Genomic DNA, 26,845 nt, shown 5'->3' with positions numbered 1-26,845 from the left:
GCAAAAAGCAATTTAAATAGTGCTGAACGAATTGTTTGTGCATAAAACTTTATTATTGAGGGTTTGCAGACAGCAACTCGATATCAAAAATAAGTATCTCGTTTGGCGCAATTTTTCCAGCTGGATTACCAAAAGCCTTATAAGCTAAACCAGATGGTAAAATAAACCTAGATTTGCCACCTACTTTCATCATGTATACCCCTTGCTGATAGCCGTAGATAGGACTAGGGTAATCAGTAATAGGATTTACATTATTAAGATTCAGGTTAAATGGGAATGATTGCACAACCCCATTTCTGGCTTCATAAGAACTCTGTAGCACATCACCATTTAGCCTACGTAATACATAATGCGTATTAACTGTATAACCACTATTAGGCTGTATACCATTACCGGGCGTAAGTACAATTTGAAACAAACCGGTTTTAGTGCTTTTAGCTTCCGTTAGCAAATTGTTTTCACCTAAATATTGCCGTATAGCCATGGTGTCAGTACCAAGCTGCTTTAAAAAATCTGCTCTTACTTTTTCAATTTCCTGAATGGCATCATCGTTCCGTTTAACATCGCAACTAGAAAACACGAAAGAAAAAATTACTAAAAATAAAGAGCCGAAAAAAATACTAGAACTTTTTACGCTTTTGAGTTTACTTAAATTTAACATTTTAAAATTACTATTGTGGTTGTTGTTGTAAGCCCGGCTGCATCATTTGCTGCTGCGGCATATCTTTAATATCTACTAACTCAACATCAAACCGCAATACAGAATTAGCCGGTATCTTTGGCTGCTCCTGCGGACCATAAGCCATGGTAGAAGGAATAATAAGCGTTGCTTTTGTACCTTTGTTTAAAAGCGCAATACCTTCATCCCATCCCCGGATTACTGCACCCTGACCAATAGGGAACTCAATTGGTTTACCTCCTAATTGCGGATTTTTGTAAGAAGAATCAAATTCTTTGCCATCCAAAGTAGTTCCGGTGTATTGTACCGATACCATTTTGCCTGCTTCTGGTTTAGGACCTGTTCCTTCTTTGGTTATAACGTAATAAAGACCCGAGCTAGTCTTCTGAGGTTGCATGCTAAATTTATTTTCTTTCAAATATTTTTCAATGACCCCCTCATCTATTTTATTCTGCTTCGCCATAAAGGCCATCATTTCTGTTTGCTGGTCCATCATAGCTTCCTGCTGGCTCATTACTTTTTCAGCTTTCAGATAAAAAGTAAAAGTGCCACCTTTTTTAAACCTAGGAGGAATGGAAGGCTGCTTAAATGTTTTTAAGAAAGTAGAATCAGCGTTTACTTTAAACACACCACTATCGCCGGGAGCTAACATGGCAAAAGCTTCTTCTACGCTACCTTTAAAAGATGGCTTTGTGATAGGCAGGTAAATTGGCAGGGAAGTGAAAGAATTGGTAAGCGTGGTATCTTTGCTTCCTTTTTCTAACTGGCCGTCAAAACGCATATGTACGCGTAAAATCTGACCTTCTTTATTTAATTTGGTAGTGTCTGTGGCCGAAGGTGCTTCCTTAGCTTCGTATTTGCCATCTTTGTTTTTAGCGAAAAGCTGGTATTCTAAACCGGTTTCGGTTTTCTTAAAAGAATTGCCACCTAATTTATTACATGCCTGAAAAGCCAGCATACCAGCCGCTAATACAGGAAGTATTACTTTTGTGTTTTTAAACATTGAGTTGGATTGTTATAACTATTATTGATCTTTTACTAGGTCGTTTTTATATAATGGGAGTAAACTGATGAACTTTTGAACCGTTTCGGTTATAGGTAAAGAGGAAACTCCTCCTGCCGCATTCCGGTGGCCGCCACCTTCAAAATGTTTACGGGCAAAGTCATTTACCGAGAAATCGCCAACCGACCGGAATGACATTTTTACCAATGTATTTCGTTCAATGAATAAGGCTGCAAAAACTACCCCTTCAATGGAAAGCGCAAAGTTTACTAAACCTTCAGTATCACCGGTCCTGGAGTCGTATTCTTTTAATTCATCGGAAGTAATGGCTATATAAGCTGTTTTAAACTCCCGGATAATGGTTAATTTATCTTTTAGGGCATAACCTAAAAACCGCAGGCGCGATTCGGTGTGGCTATCATAAATTAAGCGGTGAATCTTAGAAGTATTTACTCCTATATGAAGTAGTTCAGCAATGATTAAATGTACATTTCGGGAAGTGCTTGGGTGCCGGAAAGAACCAGTGTCGGTCATAATCCCTGCATACAAACATTCGCCTATGTTTACATCAATCAAATCCTGATCGCCTAAATCCCGAATTACTTCAAAGATTAATTCGGCAGTGGCAGCAGCAGAGGTATCAGAAAAAACAATATCCGCGAAATTTTCTGGCTCCAAGTGGTGATCAATCAAAACCTTGGTAGCCGGTGCTAAACGGATATATTCGCCCATTTCATTTATGCGGCAAAGAGCCGAAAAATCAAGACAAAATATAACGTCTACCTGATTGATGATTTTGCGAACCAACGGATCGCTTTCCTGCGAATAAATAAGTACATCGCTGTTGCCTTCCATCCAGTTTAAGAAACTTGGATAGTCGGAGGGCGTAATAACAGTAACTTGGTGGCCCTTTTTTTTAAGGTAACCGGCTAAACCAAGCGAAGATCCTAAAGCATCAGCATCAGGTTTATGATGCGTGGTAATCAGGATTTGTTTCGGATTCTGAAGTAGCTCCTTAAGAGCAACAATATTATGCATTCTTAGCTATAAAAAGCACCCGATTTTACTTAAGGTGCAAGACACAAAATTCATAATTAATAACTTCATAAACAAAAAAATAATTCAAATACGGGATTATCAGTTTTTATAAGCTTTTTGAATCCGTGTAAGCAGGTAAGGATATTTATAAAACTCTATTACTTTTGCACCAATAGTATACAGTAAAGAAGTAGAGCCATAAGCTTAAAATGAATTATGTTAGGTTTACAACTAAAAATTGTAAACTTTAAAAGGAATACTTTATTCGGGATTTATTTAATCATTAACCAAATATTTTAATAATAATCAAATAGAAATATGGCATCAAACAGAACTTTTACCATGATTAAGCCGGATGCGGTACAGGATAACCACATTGGGGCAATTACCCAAATGATTGAAGAAGGTGGCTTCCGGATTGTGGCAATGAAAAAAACACGTTTAACACCAGAGCGTGCAGGAAAATTTTATGAGGTACATAAGGAACGTCCTTTTTATGGTGATTTAGTTAAGTATATGAGTTCGGGCCCAATTGTAGCCATGATTCTGGAGAAAGACAATGCGGTAGCTGATTTCCGGAAATTAATTGGAGCCACTAACCCAGCTCAGGCCGAAGAGGGTACTATCCGGAAAAAGTTTGCCAAATCTATGGAAGCTAATGCAGTGCATGGTTCCGATTCAGACGAAAATGCCCAAATTGAAGGTGACTTTTTCTTTTCTGCCGACGAGCAATTTTAATTTAAATTAAGAATAAAGTAAAAGAGTCTTGGCCAAAAGGTTAAGACTCTTTTTTTGATAAAAAGCTGTATCTTTCTACCCAGATTGGCTCCGGTTATAGTTTAGTTAGTTAAAAGGAGTTAATAATATTATCAATAAACATTCCCGCCTTTGTCGTTTCTCCTTTAGTTATGTTTTATTTTATTTTCTGGCTTTCTTTCAGCCTTCTTTTTTGTAGCACCCTGGGCTATCCGCTTTATTTGGCCGTAAAACTCAGATTAAAAGAAAAAGAGTTGCCTAAAAAGATCCTGGATACTATTCCCAAAGTGAGCTTAATAGTTGTTTGCCAGGATGAAGAAAACAGAATAGGAAGGAAAATTCAGAATAGTTTAAAGCTGGATTACCCTGCTGATAAATTGGAAATAGTTCTGGTTTTGGATGGAGCTAGTGATAGAAGTGAAGCAATTATTGAGTTATTTTTACCCCATCCGCAAATAAAGTTTTCATCACTTCCGTACCCTCAAGGAAAGCTGAAGGCACAGCAAGCAGGCGCAGCCCTGGCAACTGGAGAAATCTTGCTTTTTTCTGATACGGTTCAGGTGCTTACCCCTGAATTTGTAAAAAGTATGGAGCCGGGTTTTAGCCAAACCCAAGTAGGAGGGGTAGCCGGTAAATTACTCTACCAAACCAAGGAAGAACATTCTAAAAATCGTTTTTTGAAAAAGATAGGTTGGGAAGGATTGTTGCAACACTATGAAAATTTTTTGAAGGAAAGCGAGAGCCGGGTTAAATCTTTAACTAGTTTAGATAATACTGTTTTTGCGGTGCGTAAAGAATTATGGCCTATTGTGCAGCCTTACCTTTGCCAAAATGATATTACCATACCAGTAATACTGAGTTCACGGGGGTATAAAGTAGCTTTCGCACCTAAAGCAGTTGGCTTTTGCCCTAAATCTTCATCGTTTAATCAGATGATTCTTGGACAGAAAACTATTCTGCAAAATAATATAGCTTTTTTAGCTGAACACCAGGATGTATTTAATGTTAAGAAGAATCCTATTCTAGGGGCTTTGGTTTTTCATAAAATTCTTCGGTTGTTTTTTCCGGTATTATTCTTTCTGTTGTTTCTTTCCAATCTTTTTATTTCCAATGCCGCTGCTTTTTACGATTTTTTCTTTTGGGGTCAGTTGTTGTTTTACAGCATCTGCTTGTTCAGTCTTGCTTTTGAAAGGCCCGTTTTCTTTTATTTATTCAGCAGGTTAAATCTGGTGGTCTTGCAGGTATTTTTAACATATACCCGCAAACTTTATGTAACCAGATATAATCCGATTGCTAAAGGAAGATAATCAGTTGTTATGTTTTGATTGCTTTTTCTGGTTCGGTTTCTTTTCTGGACTTAAATACCCGGGCTACCCAGCGAGGTAAAAAGATAGACCCTAAAACCAGATATAAGTAATAAGTAACAATTCGGTAGAAGAGTAAAATTAAAACCAGCAGAGAGGGTGTTATAAAATCCTGGAAGAAGATATTGAAAGTGCCTTCTACAATACCAGCACCCCCAGGAGTTACGGCCACTAATAAAACCACTTTCCAGACAAAGTTGCGGGCAAAAATAATCAGGTGGTCATTTAAGGAAAGATGAATAAAAGCGGCAATAATACAACTTACTACATAATAACGGGCCGTCCAGACAAAAGCGGTAGAAAGGCTGGCACGCAGCCAATAAACCAACCCTTTACCTTTTATTTGCAGGGAAGCTTTCACTAGTTCGTTGCCATGATTTAAGGCAGATGGCCGCCACCGGCGCAGGAATAGGAAAGAAGTAATTCTTAACAATAAACGTTTAACGGAAGTAGGTTTATAAAAAAGCGCATAAATCATAATAATGGCATACAGAGTAATCAAGGCATAACTTATCATGAAAGCCACCTCCAGGCTGGAACTAACCGAGAAATTTAAGCCCGAAACATCTGGAAAAATTTTGCCTTGGGTACAAAGTAATACAATAGGCACTGCCACCACAAAGTATAGGTTGTCGAGCATAGCCGTAACCATTACGTAAGCCAATGATTTTCCTAGCGGAATTCCTTCTTTGTTAATAATAAAAGTAGCTACGGTAGATCCGCCTACTACTGATGGCATTACGCAGGAGGCGAATTCCCACAACATAATTACATCTATACTTTGGCGCCAGCTTAAAGCTTTTCCGGTTATATGCCTTATGCGGTACATATAACCAACATCCCGGACCAACAATACAAAAATGGTAATAAGAAGCCAATGTACCTGGGTATTAGCCAGGGCGCTTAAGTTGCGGGAAGCCGGGTCCCGGTAGAGCATGTAACCAACTACCGACAAACCAATAACCACCGGAATTAAAATTCGGCGGGTAGAGAAGTTCTCCAGTAATTTCTTGCGGTTGTGGTCCATTAAGCTGCCTGATTATCGTTGTAAGGTACTATTCGGAAATTATTAAATCCTTCATTAATGATAATACTGATGGTATTGAGCTGCAACATTTCCAGAATAGCCAAAAAGTTGAAAATTAAACCAATTTTTTCTGGATAAGCTTCTATGATTTCTGTAAAATCCACAATCTTATCCTTATTAACTCTTTCCAGAATAAAATGCTTCTGATCTTCGATGGTATACGGGTAGGTGTATACCGTATGTTTAGGCCGGTTTTGTTCTTCTTCAAAACGAACAATTACTTTTTCGAAAACCCGCATTAATTTATACAAATTCAGGTCTTGCAGCTCGTAATCTAAATTGCTTTGTTTGGCAATGTGTTGTAACTCTGCTTGTATATTACCACGTGATTCCATCATCTGGCGTCGCTCTTCCAGTAATGTTAAATCTGCTAAAACGTTTTTATATTTTTTGTATTCCAGCAGGTGTTGCACCAATTCCTGACGCGGGTCAATTTCATTCCCTTGCGCATCTTTTTCCGTCCGGGGAAGCAACATCTTTGCTTTTATGCGCATTAATGTGGCCGCGGTCAAAATAAATTCACTGGCCACTTCAATGTTCAATTGCTCTAGTTGAGAAATATATGCCATGAAGTCATTCGTAATTTTAAAAATTGGAATGTCATGAATATCTAACTCATCCCGTTCAATGAAGAAAAGGAGGAGGTCAAAAGGGCCTTCAAATAAGGATAATTTTATTTCAAAACTCACTATGTCTGCTGCTATATAGAAATACTACGTAATTAACGTCAAAAATAAAGAAAATTACGGGAAACTTACTTTAAAAGCCGCTTGCTTGGGTATGTAATATCTGCTTGGTACTCGGCTGGTAGCTTAGCCACGGGTTATAGGTGCTGGTATGTAACCTTCCTTGCCAAAAAAAATAATGGTAAATCAACTGCCTTTGCTCAATTTGGTCTGGAGTTTGAATTCAATTTCGGGGAAGTCAGAAAAAATAATTACTTTTACCAGCTTTTTCGTATAAAAGGAAAATCCGAAAATTGAACATTTGTCTAACACAAGTGTTCTTATGCATATAGGAAATGCCCATGATTATCAAGCCCGGAGAATTACTCGCTAATATAAACTCACCTGCTGATTTACGCCAGCTTAATCAGGAACAATTACTGCAGGTATGCCAGGAATTACGGCAATTTATAATTGATAATGTTTCTATTTATGGGGGGCATTTTGGGGCTAGCTTAGGAGTAGTAGAGCTGACTGTTGCTTTACATTATATTTTCCAGACGCCTCATGATCAGTTAGTTTGGGATGTAGGGCATCAGGCATATGGGCATAAAATATTAACCGGACGCCGGGATACATTTCATACCAACCGGAAGTATAACGGCCTTTCAGGTTTTCCAAGAAGATCAGAAAGTGAATACGATGCTTTTGGCGTAGGACACTCTTCTACCTCTATTTCGGCGGCTTTGGGTATGGCGGTGGCTTCTCAATATAAGCACGAAGATAATCGGCAACATATTGCTGTAATTGGGGATGGTGCCATGACGGGCGGCATGGCTTTTGAAGCTTTAAACCATGCTGGCGTATCAAACGCTAATTTGCTGGTGGTACTCAATGATAACTGCATGAGCATTGACCCTAATGTAGGGGCTTTAAAAGAATATTTAACGGATATTACTACCTCGCGGACTTACAATAAGCTGCGGGATGAAATATGGAACATCTTGGGTAAGATCAGTAAGTTCGGTCCAAACGCTCAACAAATAGCTTCTAAAGTAGAAAGTGGTATTAAAGCTACTTTGCTTAAACAAAGCAACTTATTTGAATCATTAAAGTTCAGGTATTTTGGACCAATCGACGGGCATGATATCAATCACCTGACCTCGGTTTTAAGAGACTTAAAAGATATACCGGGACCTAAAATCTTGCATTGCCTTACCGTAAAAGGTAAAGGGTTTGCCCTGGCTGAGAAAGACCAAACTAAATGGCATGCCCCGGGCACTTTTGATAAAATTACCGGTGAGATTTATAAAGTACATCACGATACGCCGCAAGCGCCTAAATATCAGGACGTATTTGGGCACACTATTGTGGAACTAGCGCAGCAAAACGATAAAGTTATGGGAGTTACGCCGGCTATGCCTTCCGGATCTTCCTTAAATATTATGATGGAGGCAATGCCCGACAGAGCCTTCGATGTTGGTATTGCAGAACAACACGCTGTTACGTTCTCCGCTGGTTTAGCTACCCAGGGCTTAATTCCTTTTTGTAATATTTATTCCACGTTTATGCAGCGGGCATATGATCAGATAATTCATGATGTATGCTTGCAGAACCTGAATGTCGTTTTTTGTTTAGATAGGGCCGGGTTTGCCGGAGCAGATGGTTCTACGCACCACGGTGCGTACGACATTGCTTATATGCGCTGTATTCCTAATATGGTGGTATCTGCACCTATGAATGAAGCAGAACTCCGGAACCTGATGTATACCGCCAGCCAGCCAGATATGGGACCGTTTAGTATTCGGTATCCACGTGGTGAAGGAGTTATGCCGGAATGGCGTACCCCTTTAAAAAGAATTGCAGTTGGTACAGGCCGGGTATTGCAGGAAGGAGAAGATGTAGCTATTTTAACCTTTGGTCATATTGGTAATTATGCTGTAGAGGTCTGCAAAAAGCTAAAAGAAGAAAATATAAAGGTAGGGCATTATGATATGCGTTTTGCCAAGCCTTTAGATGAGAAATTGCTGCATGAAATATTCCGCAAATACGATAAAATTATCACCATTGAAGATGGCTGCTTACAAGGAGGTTTCGGAAGTGCCGTTTTAGAATTTATGGCCGATAATCAGTATACTTCTCAGGTGAAACGGTTGGGTATACCCGATACTATTATTGAACATGGAAACCAGTTGCAACTGCACCGGGAGGCAGGCTTTGATCCGGATAGCATTGAAAAAACAGTTCGGGCTTTATGGGCTCAGTCTGTTAAGGTAAAAGTATAATTCAAATAATGTAGAATTGCAGTAGAAGCCTGTAAGCAATAAATTGTTTATAGGTTTTTTGTTTAACCCAACGTAAAACAATATGAGCAATATCTTTAAAAATATAGTTTCGGATTCTGGTGGTAACGGAAAACCAATAATATTCCTGCATGGCTTTTGTGAAAGTAAGAAAGTATGGGAACAATTTATAGAGCCTTTTAAACCAGAATTTCGGGTAGTAACAGTGGATTTGCCAGGGTTTGGACAGAACCAGGACCTCCGGGACGATTATTCCATGGATAGTGCTGCCGCTGAAGTACATGAAATTGTTGAAGCATTAGGTTTTGAAAAAGCTACCGTTATAGGTCACTCCATGGGTGGCTACGTAGCTTTGGCCTATGCAGAAAAGTACTCCGAATTTGTAAATGGCCTGAGTCTTTTTCATTCTACTGCTTTCCCCGATTCTGAAGAAAAAAAGGAAGCTAGGAACCGCACCATTGAGTTTATTCAAAAGCATGGCGTAGGTAAGTTTATGGATTCTTTTGTAGCACCTTTGTTTTTCGAAGGGAACCGGAAACAAAATGAAGCAGCTATTAATTTGTTGATTGGTCTTGGAAAAGAAGCTTCGGGGGAGGCCATCATAGGTACAGTAATTGGAATGCGCGATCGGCCGGACCGTACGCACGTTTTACGAAAAGCAAATTTTCCAATTCAGTTTATTGCTGGCAAGCAGGATACCGCTGTGCCATTTGAGCAAACCTTACAACTATGCCCACTACCTAAAATTGCGCATGTTTTATTACTAGATCAAACTGGCCATATGGGCATGTTTGAACAAAAAGATATTACACAAAACGCCGTAATAAGCTTTATAAGGAGTATTGCTTAAAATGAAGTAAAATTTATGTTGCTGGTTATTAAGTAGAAAACATTTTTTTGGCTGTTTCTGTAAAAAAAAATGATCTAGCTATTGCAATATTCAGCAGTCTAATTTACTTTTGCATTCCATTAAATAACACGGTGGTTGTAGCTCAGTCGGTTAGAGCACCAGATTGTGATTCTGGGGGTCGTGGGTTCGAGCCCCATCTTCCACCCCAAAAGCCTCTGAATTTCAGAGGCTTTTTTGTTTTTAGTCCTCTCATCAACTATTTTAATTAATAATCTGCTAATTTTTATTTTTAAACTGGTTTACCAAGCCTTTCTTAAGTTGCCCTTGAATAGTACTTTGCCACTTAATTAATTGTGTTATCAAGCCCTCAATAGGCAAACTTTATTTTCCGCCTTAAATCGAATCCATCTAAATTTTAAAGGCTGACAATTGCTAGCTTTTTTCAGCACTGATTTCTTCCTTTCAATATAATTGGCCTGCCGTTAGTAGTTAATTTTCTATAACAGGCTTTATTCTTTAAGATATTTATTAAATTTTGTTTATGAAATTGAAAAAATACAAATATTTATTTATATAATTAATTTAAAGCAGGAGAAATTAGGTAATTAAGTATATTTGAGCTTCCCAACCAGATAAAGGTTCAGATAAATCATTAATGAAATCTTAAAATATACCATGATCAAGACGAAACTCATTCATGAAGGAGAGGCATTTACCTTAGCAGTGGATTTGGAGGCTTCGTTGCTCTTTCTTTGTTTTAAGTCTCAACCTATTGGTATGGAATTTAAAGATGCTGTATTGATGACTATCAGTGTTCTTGAATTATACAAAATTAAACATCTCATCAGTGACCTGCGTCGGTTAGATTATATAAGTCCGGAAAATCAGGAATTTTTAATTAAAGATTATCCTCAAATAATATTGGAAACCTCTGTTGAGAAAATTGCCAGAATAACTAACGGTGCGCATGAAGTTCGGAAACCACTATTAGCCGAAACTCATAATAATCTTTCTGCTAAACCTGAAAAATCATTGACCATCCAATTCTTCACAGATCCGGAGGCAGCATTTGATTGGCTTACCTGTCCTATTGTGCGTGAAAGCGAAACCGCAATGGTTTAGTTTATTCAGGTCTATAACACCTCCTTTAATCAAAAAAACATATTGTTATAAAACTAATTTGGTACTCTTCTGGAGCTTTTTAACTTGTAACCTGCTTAAGGAATAAATTAAATAACAAAGGTTCCGAGGTTGCCTAAAGGAAAGTGTAAAAGTTTAGTAATGGGCACTTTGTGTTGTACATTCTTTTTAGTAAGCTTTTGCTACCTAAAATTATCTGGGCGTAGATAAATCAACCTGATTTTATAACCTAAATTCCCAAAGAAGCGGATTATGTAGCCTTTTCATAAATTTTGGAGAGAAGTTTAAATATTATCCTAATTTTGCACACAATTATCAAAAGGCCTTAAAATTTATAAAAAGATATAAATGAGTTTATTAGTTGTGGGGTCAGTAGCATTTGATGCTTTAGAAACTCCTTTCGGTAAAACAGACAAAATTGTAGGTGGTTCTGCTTCATTCATTTCTTTATCGTCTTCTTATTTTGTGAAGCCGGTAAATATTGTGGCAGTTGTAGGTGGCGACTTTCAAAAATCAGATATAGAAAAATTTCAGGAACACGGAATAGATACAACCGGCTTACAAATTAGAGAAAACGAAAAATCTTTCTTCTGGTCCGGACGGTATTTTAATGATATGAATAGCCGGGAGACGTTGGTTACTGAGTTAAATGTGCTGGAAGATTTCGATCCTATTATTCCGGATTCCTATCAGAACTGCGAGTACCTGATGTTAGGTAATCTGGCACCGCAGGTGCAGCGTACCGTTATTGAGCGCTTGCAAAATCGTCCAAAGCTTATTGTAATGGATACCATGAATTTTTGGATGGATGTGGCCTATAAGGAATTGTTAAAAACAATTGCGTTGGTTGATGTTATTTCCATTAACGATGAAGAAGCCCGTCAGCTTTCTAAGGAGTATTCCTTAGTAAAAGCGGCTAAGAAAATATTAGCAATGGGTCCTAAATATGTAATTATTAAGAAAGGAGAACACGGTGCGCTGTTATTTAGTAACGACGACATGTTTTATGCTCCTGCCTTACCACTAGACGAAGTATTTGATCCAACTGGTGCTGGGGATACATTTGTTGGTGGTTTTATAGGATATTTAGCTAAATACGGAGAGGCAACTTTCTATAACATGAAAAATGCCGTTATTCATGGTTCTGCAATGGCCTCTTTCTGTGTAGAAAAATTTGGAACTGAACGGTTGCTTAATTTATCTGACCGGGAAATTGAAAAGCGGGTTCAGCAATTCTCACGTTTGGTTCAGTTTTAATAAGTATAAAATAGATAAACAAAAAAGCCTGGTACAAATGTGCCAGGCTTTTTTGTTTATCTATTTTATAACCGGGAAAATAATTTTGTTAACCCTTCTTCTACCGTTTCCTGAAGCTTTTCATCTTTTTTAGGAACGGTTCCTTCAGCTATTCCTTGCCATACCATTTCATTTTTTTTTGGATCTACCAAGTCAATAGTAACTGTGCCTAGCTTATATTTTCCTACGGGTACTTGTTGAGCTCTCCAGGTATATCGCCGTTGTCCCATATAAAATGGTCCATCGGTCCGGATGTTTGTTTCCCGGGTTTGTACTTTCTCTGTAGTCACTACTCCTATATTTACTAGTAAATCCGGGTTAGTCTGATCCAGGGTTAAACCTTTGGCTTCCAATTGTTGCCTAACCTCATTTTTCAGAATATTAATTCTGTCATTGTATTTGCCATTGGCTGTTTCACCGTTAGCTGAAATTTCATAAAAGTTAAAAGTCTTGTAGTTCGATATGGCAAAATTATTATCAGAATCAACACTTTTAACATAGGTGGTAGAGCAGCTGGCTAAGCCAGTCAAGGCTATTAATATTAGCAATATAGTTCTCATATTGGTTATCCTTTTTATCGTTACTGTTGTTTTACTTAGTCTGATTATTAAGTATTTTACTAATCTTGTTGGCAGGGGTTTACTATATAGCTGTTAAGTAATTCATTAAGGATATTTATACATACTGAAAAAGAATTGGGAAGGGGAATATTGAAAGCTAGCTCATGTATTTTTAATTTAGACTAACAACAAAACCCTTGTACCTGTTGTGGTGCCAACATCGTAAATGGCTTAACTTTTTTAGATATTACATGAATAAGCTGCCCTTATCTTTTTACACCAGAGGTGACGTTGTGCAAATTGCGAAAGATTTAATAGGTAAATATATATTTACCTGTATAGATGGCGTAACTACCGGAGGCATGATTGTAGAAACTGAAGCTTATGCCGGAGAGAATGATTTAGCCTGTCATTCTCATTCGGGTCGAAGGACGGCCAGAACCGAAATAATGTACCACGAAGGGGGAGTGGCGTATGTGTACCTGATCTACGGCATTTATTCTTTATTTAATATAATAACTAATGTTGCTGGGAAGGCCGATGCCGTGCTTATTCGGGCAATAGAGCCAACTGAAGGAATTCCGGAAATGCTCCTGCGCCGGAAGCATGAAAAACTAACACCAAAGCTAACTTCCGGGCCCGGTTTAGTTACCATTGCGCTGGGTATAACTTTAAAACATTACGGAATGAACCTAACCAAAGAATTAATCTGGCTAGAGGACAGCGGTACTACATATACAGAAGAGCATTTATTGGCCAGCCCAAGGGTAGGAGTGGCTTATGCCGGTGTGGATGCTTTGTTGCCCTGGCGCTTTCGACTTAAAGGTAATTCCTGGACCAGTAAAGCTAAATAAAACCCAGGTTATTAATAGCAGACTTAAAATTGTGGCAATATTTTATAGTTGTATTTCTAATAGATACTATACTTTTTCACAAACTAGTATAATAGATTTTTGATGAAGATCAGTTGTAGCTAATAAATAAATGGTGCCCCCTTCTTTGATGCCGGTTTTTTTTCTGATTTCAGCTACAGTATTTGTGAAATTTCGCACAGTAATATTAGCCTTGCCATCAGGTAAATAAGATAGGAGTTCTTTCTTGTGCAAGCGGCTTATGGCTTTCAGTACAAAAATTCTTCCGGGAAAATCTGCTCTTAACGTTTCTGAGGTATATAAATGGCTATTCCGGTGAAGCTTGTTTACTTTATATTCCTGGGCCAGGGCCTTAAAACCTCCTGATTTTAGAATTGCTGTATTGGGCTCATAAATGTAGGTTAAAGGCTCACTATAGTTTACCTGAGCATTTTCTTCCTGCTCACGGTTGTATTTAAAAGATTGATCTTTACCGGTGCCTAATAAATTGATCGCCGAAATCTCCGGATTTAAATTTACTTGGTTGGAAAGCAGGTAAAGAACCTCTTTGCATTCATTTTCTACAGCTACTACATAAATTCTTTCTACTTGCTTTAAATTCTGAACAGCCTGACTAATATCCAGCATAGGAGATGTTTTGAGAAACACCTGAGAAGCTTTTTCAAACAGGAGTGGCAATAACTTTAGTACATCTGGCTCACAGTCTTCCAGTAAATGTACTTTGTTATTACTACTGTCGCGTCGGGCCGGATCCAAGTATATAAAATCAGCTTTACCAATATAGTTTTTCAGAAAATGACTGGCATCTGCTGCATAGAACTGGATATTGGTGGCGCTTAAAACCTGAGCATTATGGGTTGCCACCTGTACGAGTTCCGGGTTTCTTTCCACATAAATTACGTGCTTAAATTCTTGAGAAAAAAAGTAGCTGTCAATTCCAAAGCCTCCGGTTAAATCAATTAAAGTACTACCTGATACTAATTTGGCTTTGTAAGCTGCTGTTTTCTCTGAAGAACTTTGTTCCACGGAAAGAGTGGCTGGATAACGAATTTCAACATTGTTGTACCAGGTAGGAAGCTTATCTTTTACTTTCTGGCGGGCTTGTATATGTTGTACTAATTTAGGTATAGGCAATTCGGGGTAACGGCTGGCTTGTAACATTAATGCGGCCGCATCCTTATCAGCATTTTCTGTTAAATATTTAATTTCTTGAGGATTAAACTCTTTCATTTAAATGTTGTTTTAAATAATATACGCTGGTAAATAAACTTATATGTAACTAGTGTGTATTGATAAACACTCAGTTGAAGCAATTTACATTGTATTTAATAAGTGTTTTCTGTAATTTTGTATTTCAAAACTATAAAAGTAATGGTTGAAACTTTCGTAAACTACAAAGTAAAAGATATCTCACTTGCTGAGTGGGGTCGTAAAGAAATAAAATTGGCAGAAGCTGAAATGCCCGGATTAATGGCTATTCGGGATGAATTTGGTGCTTCTAAGCCATTAGCAGGTGCCCGCATTGCTGGTTGCTTGCACATGACCATTCAAACTGCTGTTTTAATTGAAACTTTAATTGAACTAGGTGCAGAAGTTACCTGGTCTTCTTGTAATATATTCTCTACCCAGGATCATGCTGCTGCCGCTATTGCTGCTGCTGGTATTCCGGTTTATGCCTGGAAAGGTATGAATGAAGAAGAATTTGACTGGTGTATTGAGCAAACTTTATTCTTTGGGGAAGATCGTAAGCCATTAAACATGATTTTGGATGATGGCGGTGACCTTACCAATATGGTATTAGACCGTTTTCCGGAATTAGCAGCTGGTATAAAAGGTATTTCGGAAGAAACTACCACTGGTGTACACCGTTTATACGAGCGCGTTAAGAATGGCACTCTTCCGTTACCGGCAATCAATATTAACGACTCGGTAACTAAATCTAAATTCGATAACAAATACGGCTGTAAGGAATCTTTAGTAGATGCAATCCGTCGGGCTACTGATGTGATGATGGCTGGTAAAGTAGCTGTTGTTTGCGGTTACGGCGACGTAGGAAAAGGTTCTGCTGCTTCTTTACGTGGTGCTGGAGCCCGGGTTATTGTTACTGAAATTGACCCAATTTGCGCATTACAAGCTGCCATGGATGGTTTTGCTGTACGTAAAATGGAAAATGCTATCAAAGAAGCGGATATTGTTGTTACAGCAACTGGTAACTGCGATATCGTTCGTGGCGAACATTTCTTAGCTTTAAAAGACAAAGCTATTGTTTGTAATATTGGTCACTTCGATAACGAAATTGATATGGCTTGGTTAAATGGTAATTACGGTCATACTAAGGATACTATCAAACCACAGGTTGATATGTATAGCGTAGAAGGTAAGCACGTAATCATTTTAGCTGAAGGTCGTTTGGTTAACTTAGGTTGTGCAACTGGTCACCCATCATTTGTAATGTCTAATTCTTTCACTAACCAGGTGTTAGCGCAGTTAGAGCTTTGGACAAACCGTGATGCTTATGAGAACAATGTTTATACCTTGCCTAAGCATTTAGATGAGAAAGTTGCTCGTTTACACTTAGCTAAAATAGGTGTGGAGCTGGAAGAATTAAGTGATAAACAAGCATCTTACATTGGTGTTGAGAAACAAGGTCCTTTTAAACCTGAATATTATCGTTATTAATATCTTATAAGCCAATAATAATTAGTCAGGAGCCAGGTAGAAAGAACTACCTGGCTCTTTTCTTTTAAGCCCATAAAACTTCCTTATAAACCGCTATGGTTTTTTCGGCGGTTCGCTCTTTAATAAATTCTTTTAGAAATTCGGATGCGTTAGCTACCAGCCGGCTTCGCAGGCTGTCTATAGTAAGTACATTCAATAAATGCGTTGCCAGCATCTGGCTGTCTTTTACCTGGGCTAACATACCCGTATGGTTGTATTTTACTATTTCCGGAATGCCTCCGCCATTTGTGGCTATTACCGGCACCTTACAAGCAAAAGCATCTAATATGGTGGTGCCTAACCCCTCCGTTTCAGAAGTTATAAGAAAGGCATCTAATTCGGGCAGTATATCCGGAATGTCTTTCCGAAAACCGAGAAATAAGATTTCCTTTTGCAAATTCTTGTTAGCTACATATGCCTCAATTTCCTTTCTAGACGGACCCTCGCCAATAATTAAGAATTTAGCCTCTAAATCATTTTTTAACAAAATTTCAGCGGTATCAACAAATGTATAGTAATCTTTGTGCGGAGCTATAGCCGAAACGTTTCCAATTAAAAAAGTACTTAAGGGCAAATCAAGCTCTTCGTGTAGTTTCCCAATCCGGCTGCTTTCTTCAAAGCGGGTTAAATCTATACCGCTATGAATAGTTACCAGTTTCTCCGGTTTTTCCAGTGCCGGGGCCATGACCTCTTTTATTTTATCTGATACACAGATAATTTTAGCAATGCCTTTATAATTGTATTTGAAACGTGATAACCAATTATTTTTAACCGGAAAATCAACCCGCCGGCTTAGTATGATAGGTGTTTTATTACCTAAAAGTGCGGTCCATACACTTAAGGCATGGGAATGTGCACTGTGAGCATGTATTAAATCAATCCGGTTTTCAGAACAATATTTTTTTATTTTGCTTGCCGAGAGTATATCAAATTCGTTAGCGAAAGGAACTGCTATATGGGAAATATTATGCTTTTGGCAATGCTTTTCAAAGGCAGAGCCACTTTTGCAGGCAACAAAACAGTTTACGCCTTGCTTTACTGATTCTTCCAGTAAATAAGCAATTTGTTGTTCGCCGCCCCGCCAGGTTCTTTCTGAACTTAGATGTAATATTTTCATAATGCCCTTATTTTTCTCCTTCTTGAATGCGCCACAGTTTCAGGTAACGCATAAACACACTAATGGCAGCCATATAGCTAATTACAAAACCTACTTTTCCATCTAAAAAACCCCTAAACCATATATAATGACGGAAGAAGCGTATCAGAGGCTTAATACCTAAATGATAAACAGTTACTTTCTCAGTTTTTTTTCCTCTATCCTGAGCCGATAACCAGGTATAATAATCCCACTTTTCTAAATATTGTCTTAAGCCATGGTAGGTATAATGAACAAGCTTATGTGTTAAATGCCCAACCACTCCTGAAGTTTCTATTTCTTCGTGTACTTGTACTTCTTTATACCAGCAGCTATCTTTCCTGAATAACCGGATTACTCTGTCATGTTGCCAACCGGAATAACGTACCAACTGCCCCATAAAATAGTTTTGACGACCAATCCAAAAGGCAGTTTCTGCCGGCAAGCTTATTTTAAGTACATTTTGCACCTCAATTTTTAAGCTTTCGGGCACCCGCTCATCGGCATCTAAGATAAATATCCAGCTATAAGAAGCCTGTTGTATAGCCCAGTTTTTTTGACGGGCATGGGTATCAAAAGTTCTCTGTAATATTTTAACTGGAAACTGTTTGGCAATAGCCAGGGTAGCGTCTGTGCTAAAAGAATCGACAATTATTATTTCATTAGCCCAGCTTACACTTTTTATTGCTTCGGCAATATTTGCTTCTTCGTTTTTAGTAAGAATAATTGCCGTGAGTAACTGCATGGAGAAATAACTATAGTATCTTGAAGTGTAGGTGAGTCAAACTTTTTACAAATATGGAGAACAAATATAAAATTTAAGAGAAATTAACGAATGTAGCTAAATAATATAGCAACAACAGTTACTTTATTCGTATAAAACAGCCATAAACAATAACCTATACGAAACTTTATTCGGTTTTAATCCAGGAGAATATGTATGAGCTATAATAAAAGTATTAGCCATGTTATATATTTTTTCTAGATTTGCGTATAGGTGTCTGTCAAAATAAAACTATCAATTGTACATAGTGATCTAGATGAGCGACCAAAGAGGTAGTCAACTCAGTAAGGAAGAAAAAGATTCACGATTCGAAGCGGAGCTTTTGCCCATTATCGATTCGTTGTACAACTTTGCCTTCCGACTGACATTAGACGAAGACGATGCGAATGACCTGGTACAGGAAACCTACCTGAAGGCGTACCGGTTCTTCGAATATTTCGAGCAAGGAACTAATGCTAAGGCCTGGCTGTTCCGGATACTGAAGAATTCGTTTATTAACGATTTCAGAAAGAAGAGTAAACAACCGGCTAAGGTCGATTACAGTGAAGTTGAAAGTTACTACAACACTGAAGGGAACGATAACGATGCAGAGATTGCTTCTACATCGGATATGCGCTCCCAGAGTGTGCAGGAATTAATAGGAGATGAGGTAGCGAGTGCGCTTAATTCTTTACCCGTTGATTTTAGAACCGTAATCATTCTTTGCGATTTAGAAGGTTTTACTTACGAGGAAATGGCGAAGATCCTGGATATTCCTATTGGAACAGTTCGGTCTCGCCTGCACCGGGCACGTAATTTTCTAAAAGAGAAATTAGAAAATTATGCCAAAACAATGGGTTATAATAATGATGAAGAATAAATTTTTTTAGTATGAAGTCAACCGCTACGCATCTTAATCAGGTATCTAAGAAGCAATGGGCCACCCCCGATTGTGAAAAAATAGTTTCGCTACTGGACATGATTGTGGATGGAGAAGCTACCCACGAGGATAAAAATTACTTTTTTACGCATGTAGAAACCTGTAAAGAATGCTTTTCTGAACATGAGAAACACCAGCGCCTAAAAGAAGTATTGAAAGATAGTATACAACGTAAAGCAGTCCCTTCTAGATTACTCACTTCTATTAAATCTGTTATACACGCTACAGCCTAACCCCTGATGCAAGGCAAAATAATTTTATTCACAGCTCCCTCCGGAGCCGGTAAAACTACCATTGTAAAACACCTTCTTAATACTAATCCGAAGCTAAGCTTTTCTATATCAGCCTGTACCCGCGATAAACGAGGTCGTGCTGAAGAAAACGGTAAAGATTATTATTTTATTACCCCCGAAGAATTTCGCAAACGAATTGAGCAGGATGCCTTTGTAGAATGGGAAGAAGTGTATGAAGGCGCTTTTTATGGTACATTAAAATCTGAAATTGAACGTATCTGGAGTGAGGGCAAGCATGTAATTCTGGATGTGGATGTAAAAGGTGGGTTAAAAATTAAAGAATATTACAAAGAGCGTGCTTTAGCTATTTTTGTAAAGCCTCCTTCTATTGAGGCACTGGCCCAGCGGTTAGAAGCCCGGGCCACCGATTCAGCCTCCAGTATTTCCAGTAGAATATTCAAAGCTAAGTTTGAGTTAAGCTTCGAAGACAAATTTGATGCGGTAATTGTAAATGAAAACCTACAGGATGCATTTCAGGAAGCTGAGGAATTAGTTAATAAATTTTTAGCTGACGACGAAGTTTTCGGATGAAAGTAGGGCTGCTGTTCGGCTCTTTCAATCCAGTGCATATGGGCCATTTAATTCTGGGTAATTACATGGCTTATAATACCGATCTAAGTGCCGTCTGGTACGTTGTATCTCCTCAGAATCCTTTTAAAGCCAGTAGTAGCCTTTTACATGAATTTGACAGGCTGCACATGGTTTCCTTAGCCATTGATAAAAATGACCGGTTAGGTATTTCGGATATTGAATTCAAAATGCCTAAACCTAGTTATACCATTGATTCGCTTACTTATTTACAAGATAAGTACCCCGCCTACCAGTTTGTCCTGATTATTGGGGAAGATAACCTTCCATCTTTTCCTAAATGGAAAAACTACGAACGTATACTAGATTTTTTTGAAGTTTATGTTTACCCCCGCTCCGGCAACCCGGAATCACCCTTAAAAAATCATCCAAAAATAAAGTTTATACCGGCGCCCCTGCTGGATATTTCTGCTACTCTTATCCGGGATTGTGTGCGAGCTAATAAGTCTATTACTTATATGGTGCCTGAAGTAGTCGAACAGTATATTCACCAGAAGAGATTTTGGGTTTAATATCCTGTAAATGGTAAACCCTGTCTTAAAATTAACCAGATAAACGCATTTGCTGGCTATAAACATTTAATCAAAGATACTACCGCTTATTTAAGTCTGACTATAATTTAGATGGCTATTCTTTAATGTTTTATGAATGGAAGAGGTAAAACAGGATGTGCTGGTTCGTAAACTATGGTTTAAAAATAAGTAACTTGCAGCTTTAAATATTTTAGAGCGTATGCACATTGCCATTGTCGGTAATATAGGAGCCGGAAAAACAACTTTAGCACAAAAATTAGCACAGCATTTTAATTGGGATTTATTTCTGGAGGCAGTAGATAATAACCCTTACCTGAAGGATTTCTATGAAGATATGCCCCGTTGGGCATTCCACTTGCAAATTTATTTCCTGAACAGCCGCTTTCAGCAGGTAAAAAACATAAACCAAAGTACCAGGCCGATTATTCAGGATCGGACTATTTACGAGGATGCTTACATATTCGCCAAAAACCTTCACCAGTCTGGTTTAATGAGTCAGCGGGATTATGATAATTATTATGGAATCTTCCAATCTATAATAAGTATGGTAAAACCTCCCGATTTAATGATATACTTAAAAGCTGATTTACCAAAGCTGATTGGACAAATAGAAAAGCGAGGCCGCGATTACGAAAGCAATATTCGTTTAGATTACCTTCGCCACCTAAATGAGCATTACGAAAGTTGGATGAAAACCTATGATTTAGGTAAACTACTTGTAATTGATGTAAACAACCTGGATTTTGTGGCCAATCCTGAAGATATGGGCTTTATTATCAATAAGATTCAGGTAGAATTATTCGGACTTTTCTAATATTTTTCAGCTAAAGAAAAAATGTAAATTATTTTTCTGATTTAGTGGGTAATAATTTGATCGGAAAAATCTTTTTCCCGTTATAAACCGGAGACAAATGATATAGAATAAAAGCAATTCTATATATTTAAATCAAAATATTATTCACCAACCCATTATAGCTGTGGCAGAGAATAGTTTCAACATCGCGAAGTCAAAACCTAAAGTTACAGAAAACGCCTTATTAACAGAAATTGCATGGGAGGTTTGTAACCAGGTAGGAGGTATATATACAGTAATTCGGTCTAAAGTGCCCTCCATGATGGATACCTGGGGCGACTGTTATTGCCTTATCGGGCCATACTTTCATAATAATGCGCAGGCTGAATTTGAACCTACGGATGATTACAACAGTCCATTTGGCCAGGCGGTATTAAAAATGCGCAGCCTGGGGTTTGAGGTGCATTTTGGTTATTGGTTAGTTACCGGTAAGCCTTTGGTGGTGCTTTTAAATCCTTATAGTGTATACGATCGCTTAGAGGAGATTAAATTTTCTTTATGGGATCGGCATAATATTCCCACACCGGGCCACGACGATCTGTTAAACCAGGTAGAGGCATTTGGTTATCTGGCTAAAATTTTTTTACAGCAGTTAGTAGATCCGGGTATTACTAAAGAAAGAGTAATTGCTCATTTTCACGAGTGGATGGTAGGTACGGCTATTCCGGACCTACGCCGGGAGCGGACAGACCTGCGCATTGTTTTTACAACCCATGCCACTATGCTGGGGCGTTACCTGGCCATGAATGATCCGTATTTTTATGATCATCTCACATCCATAGACTGGTTAAAAGAATCTATTCATTTTAACATTGAAACAGCTGTCAGGATTGAACGGGCAGCTGCGCATGGTTCGCATATTTTCTCGACAGTTAGTGAAGTAACAGCGAGAGAATGTACATTTTTGCTCGACAGAATACCAGATGTTATTTTGCCTAACGGATTAAATATTCAGCGCTTTATTGCATTACACGAGTTTCAGAACCTGCACCAGCGTTACAAAGAAAAAATTCATCAGTTTTCGATGGCGCATTTTTTTCAGAGTTATCCTTTTGATTTAGATAATACACTTTATTTCTTTACCTCAGGCCGGTATGAATACCGGAATAAAGGTTTTGATATTACCCTGGAAGCATTGGCGCGATTAAATTATCGGATGCAGCAGGCGGGTATTAAAAAAACAGTAGTTATGTTTTTTGTTACCAAGCAGCCTTTCCATTCTATTAATCCGGCTGTATTGCAATCGCGGGCGATGATGGAGGAAATACGGGAAACCACTACGGCTATTCAGAAAGAAATTGGTAAGAAATTGTTTTACTCAGCTGCCTCCAGTACCGACTTTAAGCTGCCTTATCTGAATGATTTTGTAGATGATTATTGGCAATTACGTTACCGGCGGACCCTACAATTCTGGAAAACCAGGCAATTGCCACCTATTGTAACCCATAATCTAGTTAACGATCAGTCTGACGAAATATTAAACTTCCTGCGTTCAGCCAATCTGGTTAACAATGCTCATGATAAAGTTAAAATTGTTTACCATCCGGATTTTATTTCGGTAACCAACCCACTATTTGGCTTAGATTATGGCCAGTTTGTACGGGGTTGCCATTTAGGTATTTTCCCAAGCTATTACGAACCTTGGGGTTATACGCCATTAGAGTGTATTGCCCGGGGTATACCAGCAGTAACCAGCGACCTTTCTGGCTTCGGAGACTATGTTGTAAATAAAATGTCGGATAAGGAAGAACGAGGTATTTTGGTGGTGAAGCGCCGGAACCGGAGTTTTAATGATGCAGTAACCCAACTTACTGATTTCTTATTTGATTATGTGCAGCTAAGTCAGCGGGAAAGAATTTCGTTAAGAAATCAGGTGGAAAGTTCTTCAGAAGAATTTGATTGGAAAAACTTAACCAAATATTATAACAAAGCTTACGGCTTGGTACTTGAAAAGCCACTTTAACCAATAACCTGATATATGGCTATAAATTCTATTGACACGGTACAGTTAGATATGCTACGCTATCCGATTGGTCAATATACTGCACCTGATGAAATTACTTCACTGGAATTGCAAGCGTATTTACAGGACATAGAATTGCTTCCGGCGCAAATGCGTCAGGCGGTAGAAAATCTTTCAGATGAACAATTAGACACCCCTTATCGTCCGGGAGGCTGGACGGTAAGGCAGGTGGTTCATCATGTGGCAGACAGCCACATGAATAGCTATATCCGGTTTAAACTAGCTTTGACCGAAGAAAACCCCACTATTAAGCCTTACGAAGAGCATTTATGGGCTGAATTACCAGATAGCAAAGAGCCGGTAGAAGTTTCACTGGTATTGTTGGAGGCAGTGCACTACAGATGGATTAAAATTTTGCGGGCGCTTACTTCAGATCAATGGCAAAAGAGCTTTCACCACCCTGCATCCGGTAAGACTATCTTAATCAAGGCAGCCGGTATTTACGCCTGGCATGGTAAACATCATCTGGCTCATATTACTCATTTGCGGGCTCTTCATAATTGGTAAAATAAGTATTTTTATTTTTTTAAAATATATCCGATTTTCTTTTATCTTGCGTATAGGTTACCTCTGACTCACAGTAGTTTATGTAACACTCCTTTCAAATAAAATTTTATTTATATGACAAGAACTATACTGCACTGGAATACCCAAAAGCTTTGCCGTTGTGCTGTTTTGCTGGGGCTGGTTTGGCTAACCGGTTGTATGAATTTATACGAAAACCGGGTTGAATCTGATTATAGCTACAAAGGCAATTTTAGAAAGTATAAAACCTTCAGTTTTATGGAGTATAAACGCTCCGATTCCGACTCTAGTCTGCATTTAGCTATTGTGGAGAAAATGATTCGTACTAGGTTGCAAGCCCAAGGGTATCGTTACACTGAAAATAAACCTGATATATTGGTGTCGCACCGGATTTTTTATGAAGATTTTGTATTGAATGGCTATAACCAAGCAGATATAAACATCTGGTTGGCTTCCGGTAAAAAAGAGGCCGATAATGATGACGAGGATAACCGAAGTTTGAATGAAGAAAAAAAAGAATATGATCCGATTAAGTATAGCTTAACCCGGGGAACCTTGTATGTGGTATTAATAGATAGAAAACGCAATCAATCCGTTTGGCAGGGGTATGCATCCGGATTATTAGGTAATAAAGATTTCAACAACGAAGGTCATATCAAAAAATCTGTTTACGCTATTTTTGATAAATATAAAGTATTTACGGAGGGTTATTTGCTTACTAACCAAGAGCCACGCATGGATTAATATAGAGTTAACCCTTATAAAAAAGGCCAGCCTGAATTATAACAGGCTGGCCTTTTTTATTTACGGTCTTAAAAATATAATAATATAATAGTAGTTACCCTTTTGTTTTGCGGCGGAAGGCCTTATTTTGCAAACAAAAAACAGAAAGAACTATGTTTGTACACCACGTATTTTTTTGGTTAAAGCCTGACCTTGCAACTGAAGATGTTCAGCTTTTTGAAAAAGGAGTTACTTCCTTGAAAGAAGTAGGTATTGTTAAAATAGCAGATATTGGCAAACCCGCCAGTACAGATCGTCCGGTAATAGACCGTTCTTATTCGTACTCTTTATTATTAGTTTTTGATTCTCTGGAAGATCATGATACTTACCAGGTAGATCCTATTCATACTAAATTTGTAGCAGACTGTGCTCACCTTTGGGAGCGCGTAAAGATTTATGATTCCGAAACTATCTAAGTTTTTCGGAACCTAATAAAAAAGGGCGGCCAAATTGGTCGCCCTTTTTTATTGTTTAAGTTTATTATTAGGCTACTGCCTCAATTACGGCCACTTCTTCTGTTTCTACCTCAGTTGTTTCAGTAGTAAATAAAGGCCCGGCAAACACTAATTGCTCGTCGTGCTGTGTAAGATCCAAGCCTAATGTTTCTTCTTCTTTCGTAACACCTAATGGCGATATTAAATCGGTTAATTTTAATAAGATAAAAGACCCTATCAGAGAAAAAGCCACAACAATTACCAGCGCAGTAAGATGAACTAAAAATAATTTAGTTTCGCCGTAAAATAACCCATTGCCAGTTTCATTGCCAGGATTGATAGCTTGGTGCGCAAAAACACCCGTTAAAAGCATGCCTACCATACCACCTACTCCATGGCAGGGAAATACATCCAACGTGTCGTCAATTCTTGTTTTCGACCAAAGGCCAACTAATATATTGCTGATTAAGCTAGCTGATACACCAATAAAGATACTTACAGAAATACCTACAAAGCCGGCTGCAGGAGTAATGGCTACTAAACCAACTACAACACCAATGCAAAAACCCATAGCAGAAGGCTTTTTGCCTTTAAAAGCATCAAATAAGATCCAGGCTAAACCAGCAGCAGCGGCAGCCGTGTTGGTAGTTGCAAAAGCAATAGCTGCTAAACTATTGGCGCCCACCGCCGAACCTGCGTTAAAGCCAAACCAGCCAAACCATAACAAGCCGGTTCCTAATAAAACAAAAGTAATATTGGCTGGGGCATGAGTGGTGTGTACTTTACGTTTGCCTAAATACATAGCGGCAGCTAAAGCAGCGCAACCTGCCGAAATATGTACTACGGTTCCACCGGCAAAGTCTAAGGCGCCCATTTTAAATAAAAAGCCTTCCGGGTGCCAGGTCCAATGGGCAATTGGGGCATAAATAAACATGCTGAACAAACACGCAAATAAAATATAAGAAGTAAAACGGATGCGCTCCGAGAAAGAACCGGTAATTAAAGCAGGTGCAATCACTGCAAACTTTAACTGGAAGAAGGCAAATAAAACTAACGGAATAGTGCTGGCCATAGGCCAAGGTTTGCTTTCTAATACGCCATTAAACATAAAGTAAGTGCGGGGATCGCCAATTAAGCCTCCAATATCATCACCAAAGGCAAGGCTAAAACCAATCGTTATCCATAATACACTAATAATGCCCATGCAAATAAAACTTTGCAGCATGGTAGAAATAACATTTTTGGCATTAACCATTCCGCCATAAAATAAAGCCAGACCGGGAGTCATGAGTAATACTAAGGCGGAAGCTGCCAGCATCCAGGCTACATCACCGGCTACTATGCCTTCCGTGTGAATAGTAGTGGGTACTTTAGATAAAGTTACTCCCAGAATACTTACAATGAGTAGTGTTGAGAAAGGGATGATCGATAGTTTTTTTCTCATTTTTCTGATTTTTAGCTTTTAATTTCACACTAGTTTTACAAAAATAGGTGTAATTTTAATAAATAGGTATAAAAATAGAGGCAGTAGTTAGAAATATCGTAAAATTTCAGAATGTAAGTACGTATTTTAAATACTTGCTAATCAAGAGACTTTATTTAAGGTGGAAATTCAAAAATTTTAAGTAATTATACTCAGTAAAA

At 38.3% G+C, this 26,845-nt stretch carries 27 protein-coding genes and 1 tRNA gene; 18 read left to right on the top strand and 10 right to left on the bottom strand.

All coding sequences use genetic code 11. The features are described 5' to 3' along the window. Positions 1-52: 52 nt before the first annotated feature. The 3 genes from ADHAQ_RS27060 to ADHAQ_RS0103575 all read right to left on the bottom strand — a co-directional run bounded on the left by ADHAQ_RS27060 (position 53) and on the right by ADHAQ_RS0103575 (position 2,720). A complete protein-coding gene (locus ADHAQ_RS27060; RefSeq protein ID WP_169727977.1) occupies positions 53-580 on the bottom strand; it encodes an FKBP-type peptidyl-prolyl cis-trans isomerase in 528 nt (175 codons plus the stop codon). A 91-nt stretch (positions 581-671) separates the two neighbouring features. Then, on the bottom strand, positions 672-1,682 hold the full coding sequence (locus ADHAQ_RS0103580) for an FKBP-type peptidyl-prolyl cis-trans isomerase (RefSeq protein ID WP_034256549.1): 1,011 nt from the start codon (positions 1,680-1,682) through the stop codon (positions 672-674). Positions 1,683-1,703: 21 nt separating this feature from the next. Further along, a complete protein-coding gene (locus tag ADHAQ_RS0103575; RefSeq protein WP_026461764.1) occupies positions 1,704-2,720 on the bottom strand; it encodes a DHH family phosphoesterase in 1,017 nt (338 codons plus the stop codon). Positions 2,721-3,038: 318 nt separating this feature from the next. Here ADHAQ_RS0103575 and ADHAQ_RS0103570 point away from each other — a divergent pair, with 318 nt between their 5' ends. Beyond that, entirely contained in the window at positions 3,039-3,458 is a 420-nt protein-coding gene (locus ADHAQ_RS0103570) for a nucleoside-diphosphate kinase (RefSeq protein ID WP_026461763.1), read from the top strand. Between the two features lie 272 nt (positions 3,459-3,730). Next, positions 3,731-4,783, top strand: a complete 1,053-nt coding sequence (locus tag ADHAQ_RS0103565) for a glycosyltransferase (RefSeq protein WP_169727976.1) — start codon at positions 3,731-3,733, stop codon at positions 4,781-4,783. A gap of 7 nt (positions 4,784-4,790) precedes the next feature. On the opposite strand, the gene ADHAQ_RS0103560 is transcribed toward ADHAQ_RS0103565, so the two are convergent. Both ADHAQ_RS0103560 and ADHAQ_RS0103555 read right to left on the bottom strand, forming a co-directional pair. Continuing rightward, positions 4,791-5,867: a lysylphosphatidylglycerol synthase transmembrane domain-containing protein gene (locus ADHAQ_RS0103560; protein WP_026461761.1), complete on the bottom strand. Its 1,077-nt coding sequence runs from the start codon at positions 5,865-5,867 to the stop codon at positions 4,791-4,793. Further along, a complete protein-coding gene (locus tag ADHAQ_RS0103555) occupies positions 5,867-6,616 on the bottom strand; it encodes a segregation and condensation protein A (RefSeq protein ID WP_026461760.1) in 750 nt (249 codons plus the stop codon). Before ADHAQ_RS0103555 ends, ADHAQ_RS0103560 begins: the two co-directional genes overlap by 1 nt. A gap of 338 nt (positions 6,617-6,954) precedes the next feature. On the opposite strand from ADHAQ_RS0103555, the gene dxs reads away from it, so the two are divergent. The 5 genes from dxs to ADHAQ_RS0103525 all read left to right on the top strand — a co-directional run bounded on the left by dxs (position 6,955) and on the right by ADHAQ_RS0103525 (position 12,142). Beyond that, positions 6,955-8,877, top strand: a complete 1,923-nt coding sequence (gene dxs / locus ADHAQ_RS0103545) for a 1-deoxy-D-xylulose-5-phosphate synthase (protein ID WP_026461758.1) — start codon at positions 6,955-6,957, stop codon at positions 8,875-8,877. A gap of 82 nt (positions 8,878-8,959) precedes the next feature. Continuing rightward, a complete protein-coding gene (locus ADHAQ_RS0103540) occupies positions 8,960-9,745 on the top strand; it encodes an alpha/beta fold hydrolase (protein ID WP_051359689.1) in 786 nt (261 codons plus the stop codon). Positions 9,746-9,876: 131 nt separating this feature from the next. Beyond that, positions 9,877-9,953 (top strand) — tRNA-His (locus ADHAQ_RS0103535). A 467-nt stretch (positions 9,954-10,420) separates the two neighbouring features. Further along, positions 10,421-10,867 carry a hypothetical protein gene (locus ADHAQ_RS0103530; protein ID WP_026461756.1) on the top strand — a complete coding sequence of 149 codons (447 nt, stop codon included), beginning with the start codon at positions 10,421-10,423 and terminating at the stop codon, positions 10,865-10,867. A 366-nt stretch (positions 10,868-11,233) separates the two neighbouring features. After that, positions 11,234-12,142 carry a PfkB family carbohydrate kinase gene (locus ADHAQ_RS0103525; protein WP_026461755.1) on the top strand — a complete coding sequence of 303 codons (909 nt, stop codon included), beginning with the start codon at positions 11,234-11,236 and terminating at the stop codon, positions 12,140-12,142. Positions 12,143-12,207: 65 nt separating this feature from the next. Here ADHAQ_RS0103525 and ADHAQ_RS0103520 read toward each other — a convergent pair whose 3' ends face one another. Beyond that, complete coding sequence (locus tag ADHAQ_RS0103520) at positions 12,208-12,741, bottom strand: DUF4136 domain-containing protein (RefSeq protein ID WP_026461754.1); 534 nt, start codon at positions 12,739-12,741, stop codon at positions 12,208-12,210. A gap of 251 nt (positions 12,742-12,992) precedes the next feature. Here ADHAQ_RS0103520 and ADHAQ_RS0103515 point away from each other — a divergent pair, with 251 nt between their 5' ends. Continuing rightward, entirely contained in the window at positions 12,993-13,595 is a 603-nt protein-coding gene (locus ADHAQ_RS0103515; RefSeq protein WP_026461753.1) for a DNA-3-methyladenine glycosylase, read from the top strand. A 66-nt stretch (positions 13,596-13,661) separates the two neighbouring features. Here the strand turns inward: ADHAQ_RS0103515 and ADHAQ_RS0103510 are convergent, their stop codons facing one another. After that, entirely contained in the window at positions 13,662-14,843 is a 1,182-nt protein-coding gene (locus tag ADHAQ_RS0103510; RefSeq protein WP_026461752.1) for a THUMP-like domain-containing protein, read from the bottom strand. Positions 14,844-14,984: 141 nt separating this feature from the next. On the opposite strand from ADHAQ_RS0103510, the gene ahcY reads away from it, so the two are divergent. Further along, positions 14,985-16,292 carry an adenosylhomocysteinase gene (gene ahcY, locus ADHAQ_RS0103505; RefSeq protein ID WP_026461751.1) on the top strand — a complete coding sequence of 436 codons (1,308 nt, stop codon included), beginning with the start codon at positions 14,985-14,987 and terminating at the stop codon, positions 16,290-16,292. Between the two features lie 64 nt (positions 16,293-16,356). On the opposite strand, the gene ADHAQ_RS0103500 is transcribed toward ahcY, so the two are convergent. Both ADHAQ_RS0103500 and ADHAQ_RS0103495 read right to left on the bottom strand, forming a co-directional pair. Continuing rightward, the gene (locus tag ADHAQ_RS0103500) at positions 16,357-17,448 is read right to left on the bottom strand and encodes a glycosyltransferase (protein ID WP_026461750.1); all 1,092 of its coding nucleotides are present in this window, start codon (positions 17,446-17,448) and stop codon (positions 16,357-16,359) included. Between the two features lie 7 nt (positions 17,449-17,455). Then, on the bottom strand, positions 17,456-18,211 hold the full coding sequence (locus ADHAQ_RS0103495) for a glycosyltransferase family 2 protein (RefSeq protein WP_026461749.1): 756 nt from the start codon (positions 18,209-18,211) through the stop codon (positions 17,456-17,458). A 295-nt stretch (positions 18,212-18,506) separates the two neighbouring features. Between ADHAQ_RS0103495 and ADHAQ_RS0103490 the strand changes: the two genes are divergently transcribed. From ADHAQ_RS0103490 to ADHAQ_RS0103450, 9 genes are all read left to right on the top strand, one after another. Then, positions 18,507-19,109 carry a sigma-70 family RNA polymerase sigma factor gene (locus ADHAQ_RS0103490; RefSeq protein ID WP_026461748.1) on the top strand — a complete coding sequence of 201 codons (603 nt, stop codon included), beginning with the start codon at positions 18,507-18,509 and terminating at the stop codon, positions 19,107-19,109. An 11-nt stretch (positions 19,110-19,120) separates the two neighbouring features. Continuing rightward, on the top strand, positions 19,121-19,402 hold the full coding sequence (locus ADHAQ_RS0103485; protein WP_026461747.1) for a hypothetical protein: 282 nt from the start codon (positions 19,121-19,123) through the stop codon (positions 19,400-19,402). 6 nt (positions 19,403-19,408) lie between these two features. Then, on the top strand, positions 19,409-19,993 hold the full coding sequence (gene gmk, locus ADHAQ_RS0103480) for a guanylate kinase (RefSeq protein ID WP_026461746.1): 585 nt from the start codon (positions 19,409-19,411) through the stop codon (positions 19,991-19,993). Continuing rightward, complete coding sequence (nadD, locus tag ADHAQ_RS0103475; RefSeq protein WP_026461745.1) at positions 19,990-20,562, top strand: nicotinate (nicotinamide) nucleotide adenylyltransferase; 573 nt, start codon at positions 19,990-19,992, stop codon at positions 20,560-20,562. The genes gmk and nadD overlap by 4 nt, the downstream gene beginning before the upstream one ends. A gap of 220 nt (positions 20,563-20,782) precedes the next feature. Continuing rightward, on the top strand, positions 20,783-21,397 hold the full coding sequence (locus ADHAQ_RS0103470; protein WP_026461744.1) for a deoxynucleoside kinase: 615 nt from the start codon (positions 20,783-20,785) through the stop codon (positions 21,395-21,397). A gap of 163 nt (positions 21,398-21,560) precedes the next feature. Next, a complete protein-coding gene (locus ADHAQ_RS0103465) occupies positions 21,561-23,399 on the top strand; it encodes a glycosyltransferase (RefSeq protein ID WP_026461743.1) in 1,839 nt (612 codons plus the stop codon). A gap of 15 nt (positions 23,400-23,414) precedes the next feature. Continuing rightward, on the top strand, positions 23,415-23,966 hold the full coding sequence (locus ADHAQ_RS0103460) for a YfiT family bacillithiol transferase (protein WP_051359688.1): 552 nt from the start codon (positions 23,415-23,417) through the stop codon (positions 23,964-23,966). 114 nt (positions 23,967-24,080) lie between these two features. Next, positions 24,081-24,728, top strand: coding sequence for a DUF4136 domain-containing protein (locus ADHAQ_RS0103455; protein WP_084523722.1), 648 nt, complete (start codon positions 24,081-24,083; stop codon positions 24,726-24,728). A gap of 152 nt (positions 24,729-24,880) precedes the next feature. Then, the gene (locus tag ADHAQ_RS0103450; protein ID WP_026461740.1) at positions 24,881-25,183 is read left to right on the top strand and encodes a Dabb family protein; all 303 of its coding nucleotides are present in this window, start codon (positions 24,881-24,883) and stop codon (positions 25,181-25,183) included. A 67-nt stretch (positions 25,184-25,250) separates the two neighbouring features. Here the strand turns inward: ADHAQ_RS0103450 and ADHAQ_RS24415 are convergent, their stop codons facing one another. Further along, positions 25,251-26,645: an ammonium transporter gene (locus tag ADHAQ_RS24415; RefSeq protein ID WP_071781087.1), complete on the bottom strand. Its 1,395-nt coding sequence runs from the start codon at positions 26,643-26,645 to the stop codon at positions 25,251-25,253. Positions 26,646-26,845: the final 200 nt, after the last annotated feature.

This window comes from Adhaeribacter aquaticus DSM 16391 (assembly GCF_000473365.1).
GTDB classification, from domain to species: domain Bacteria; phylum Bacteroidota; class Bacteroidia; order Cytophagales; family Hymenobacteraceae; genus Adhaeribacter; species Adhaeribacter aquaticus.
Note: the sequence above shows the minus strand (reverse complement) of the source record. Positions and strands in the feature narration are given on the sequence as shown.

Bases quoted from the DNA above. Each gene is read 5' to 3' on its own strand.
- ADHAQ_RS0103580 (WP_034256549.1), bottom strand. From the start codon at position 1,682: ATGTTTAAAAACACAAAAGTAATACTTCCTGTATTAGCGGCTGGTATG.
- ADHAQ_RS0103575 (WP_026461764.1), bottom strand. From the start codon at position 2,720: ATGCATAATATTGTTGCTCTTAAGGAGCTACTTCAGAATCCGAAACAA.
- ADHAQ_RS0103570 (WP_026461763.1), top strand. From the start codon at position 3,039: ATGGCATCAAACAGAACTTTTACCATGATTAAGCCGGATGCGGTACAG.
- ADHAQ_RS0103560 (WP_026461761.1), bottom strand. From the start codon at position 5,867: ATGGACCACAACCGCAAGAAATTACTGGAGAACTTCTCTACCCGCCGA.
- dxs (WP_026461758.1), top strand. From the start codon at position 6,955: ATGATTATCAAGCCCGGAGAATTACTCGCTAATATAAACTCACCTGCT.
- ADHAQ_RS0103540 (WP_051359689.1), top strand. From the start codon at position 8,960: ATGAGCAATATCTTTAAAAATATAGTTTCGGATTCTGGTGGTAACGGA.
- ADHAQ_RS0103530 (WP_026461756.1), top strand. From the start codon at position 10,421: ATGATCAAGACGAAACTCATTCATGAAGGAGAGGCATTTACCTTAGCA.
- ADHAQ_RS0103525 (WP_026461755.1), top strand. From the start codon at position 11,234: ATGAGTTTATTAGTTGTGGGGTCAGTAGCATTTGATGCTTTAGAAACT.
- ADHAQ_RS0103520 (WP_026461754.1), bottom strand. From the start codon at position 12,741: ATGAGAACTATATTGCTAATATTAATAGCCTTGACTGGCTTAGCCAGC.
- ADHAQ_RS0103515 (WP_026461753.1), top strand. From the start codon at position 12,993: ATGAATAAGCTGCCCTTATCTTTTTACACCAGAGGTGACGTTGTGCAA.
- ADHAQ_RS0103510 (WP_026461752.1), bottom strand. From the start codon at position 14,843: ATGAAAGAGTTTAATCCTCAAGAAATTAAATATTTAACAGAAAATGCT.
- ahcY (WP_026461751.1), top strand. From the start codon at position 14,985: ATGGTTGAAACTTTCGTAAACTACAAAGTAAAAGATATCTCACTTGCT.
- ADHAQ_RS0103500 (WP_026461750.1), bottom strand. From the start codon at position 17,448: ATGAAAATATTACATCTAAGTTCAGAAAGAACCTGGCGGGGCGGCGAA.
- ADHAQ_RS0103495 (WP_026461749.1), bottom strand. From the start codon at position 18,211: ATGCAGTTACTCACGGCAATTATTCTTACTAAAAACGAAGAAGCAAAT.
- ADHAQ_RS0103490 (WP_026461748.1), top strand. From the start codon at position 18,507: ATGAGCGACCAAAGAGGTAGTCAACTCAGTAAGGAAGAAAAAGATTCA.
- ADHAQ_RS0103485 (WP_026461747.1), top strand. From the start codon at position 19,121: ATGAAGTCAACCGCTACGCATCTTAATCAGGTATCTAAGAAGCAATGG.
- gmk (WP_026461746.1), top strand. From the start codon at position 19,409: ATGCAAGGCAAAATAATTTTATTCACAGCTCCCTCCGGAGCCGGTAAA.
- nadD (WP_026461745.1), top strand. From the start codon at position 19,990: ATGAAAGTAGGGCTGCTGTTCGGCTCTTTCAATCCAGTGCATATGGGC.
- ADHAQ_RS0103470 (WP_026461744.1), top strand. From the start codon at position 20,783: ATGCACATTGCCATTGTCGGTAATATAGGAGCCGGAAAAACAACTTTA.
- ADHAQ_RS0103460 (WP_051359688.1), top strand. From the start codon at position 23,415: ATGGCTATAAATTCTATTGACACGGTACAGTTAGATATGCTACGCTAT.
- ADHAQ_RS0103455 (WP_084523722.1), top strand. From the start codon at position 24,081: ATGACAAGAACTATACTGCACTGGAATACCCAAAAGCTTTGCCGTTGT.
- ADHAQ_RS0103450 (WP_026461740.1), top strand. From the start codon at position 24,881: ATGTTTGTACACCACGTATTTTTTTGGTTAAAGCCTGACCTTGCAACT.
- ADHAQ_RS24415 (WP_071781087.1), bottom strand. From the start codon at position 26,645: ATGAGAAAAAAACTATCGATCATCCCTTTCTCAACACTACTCATTGTA.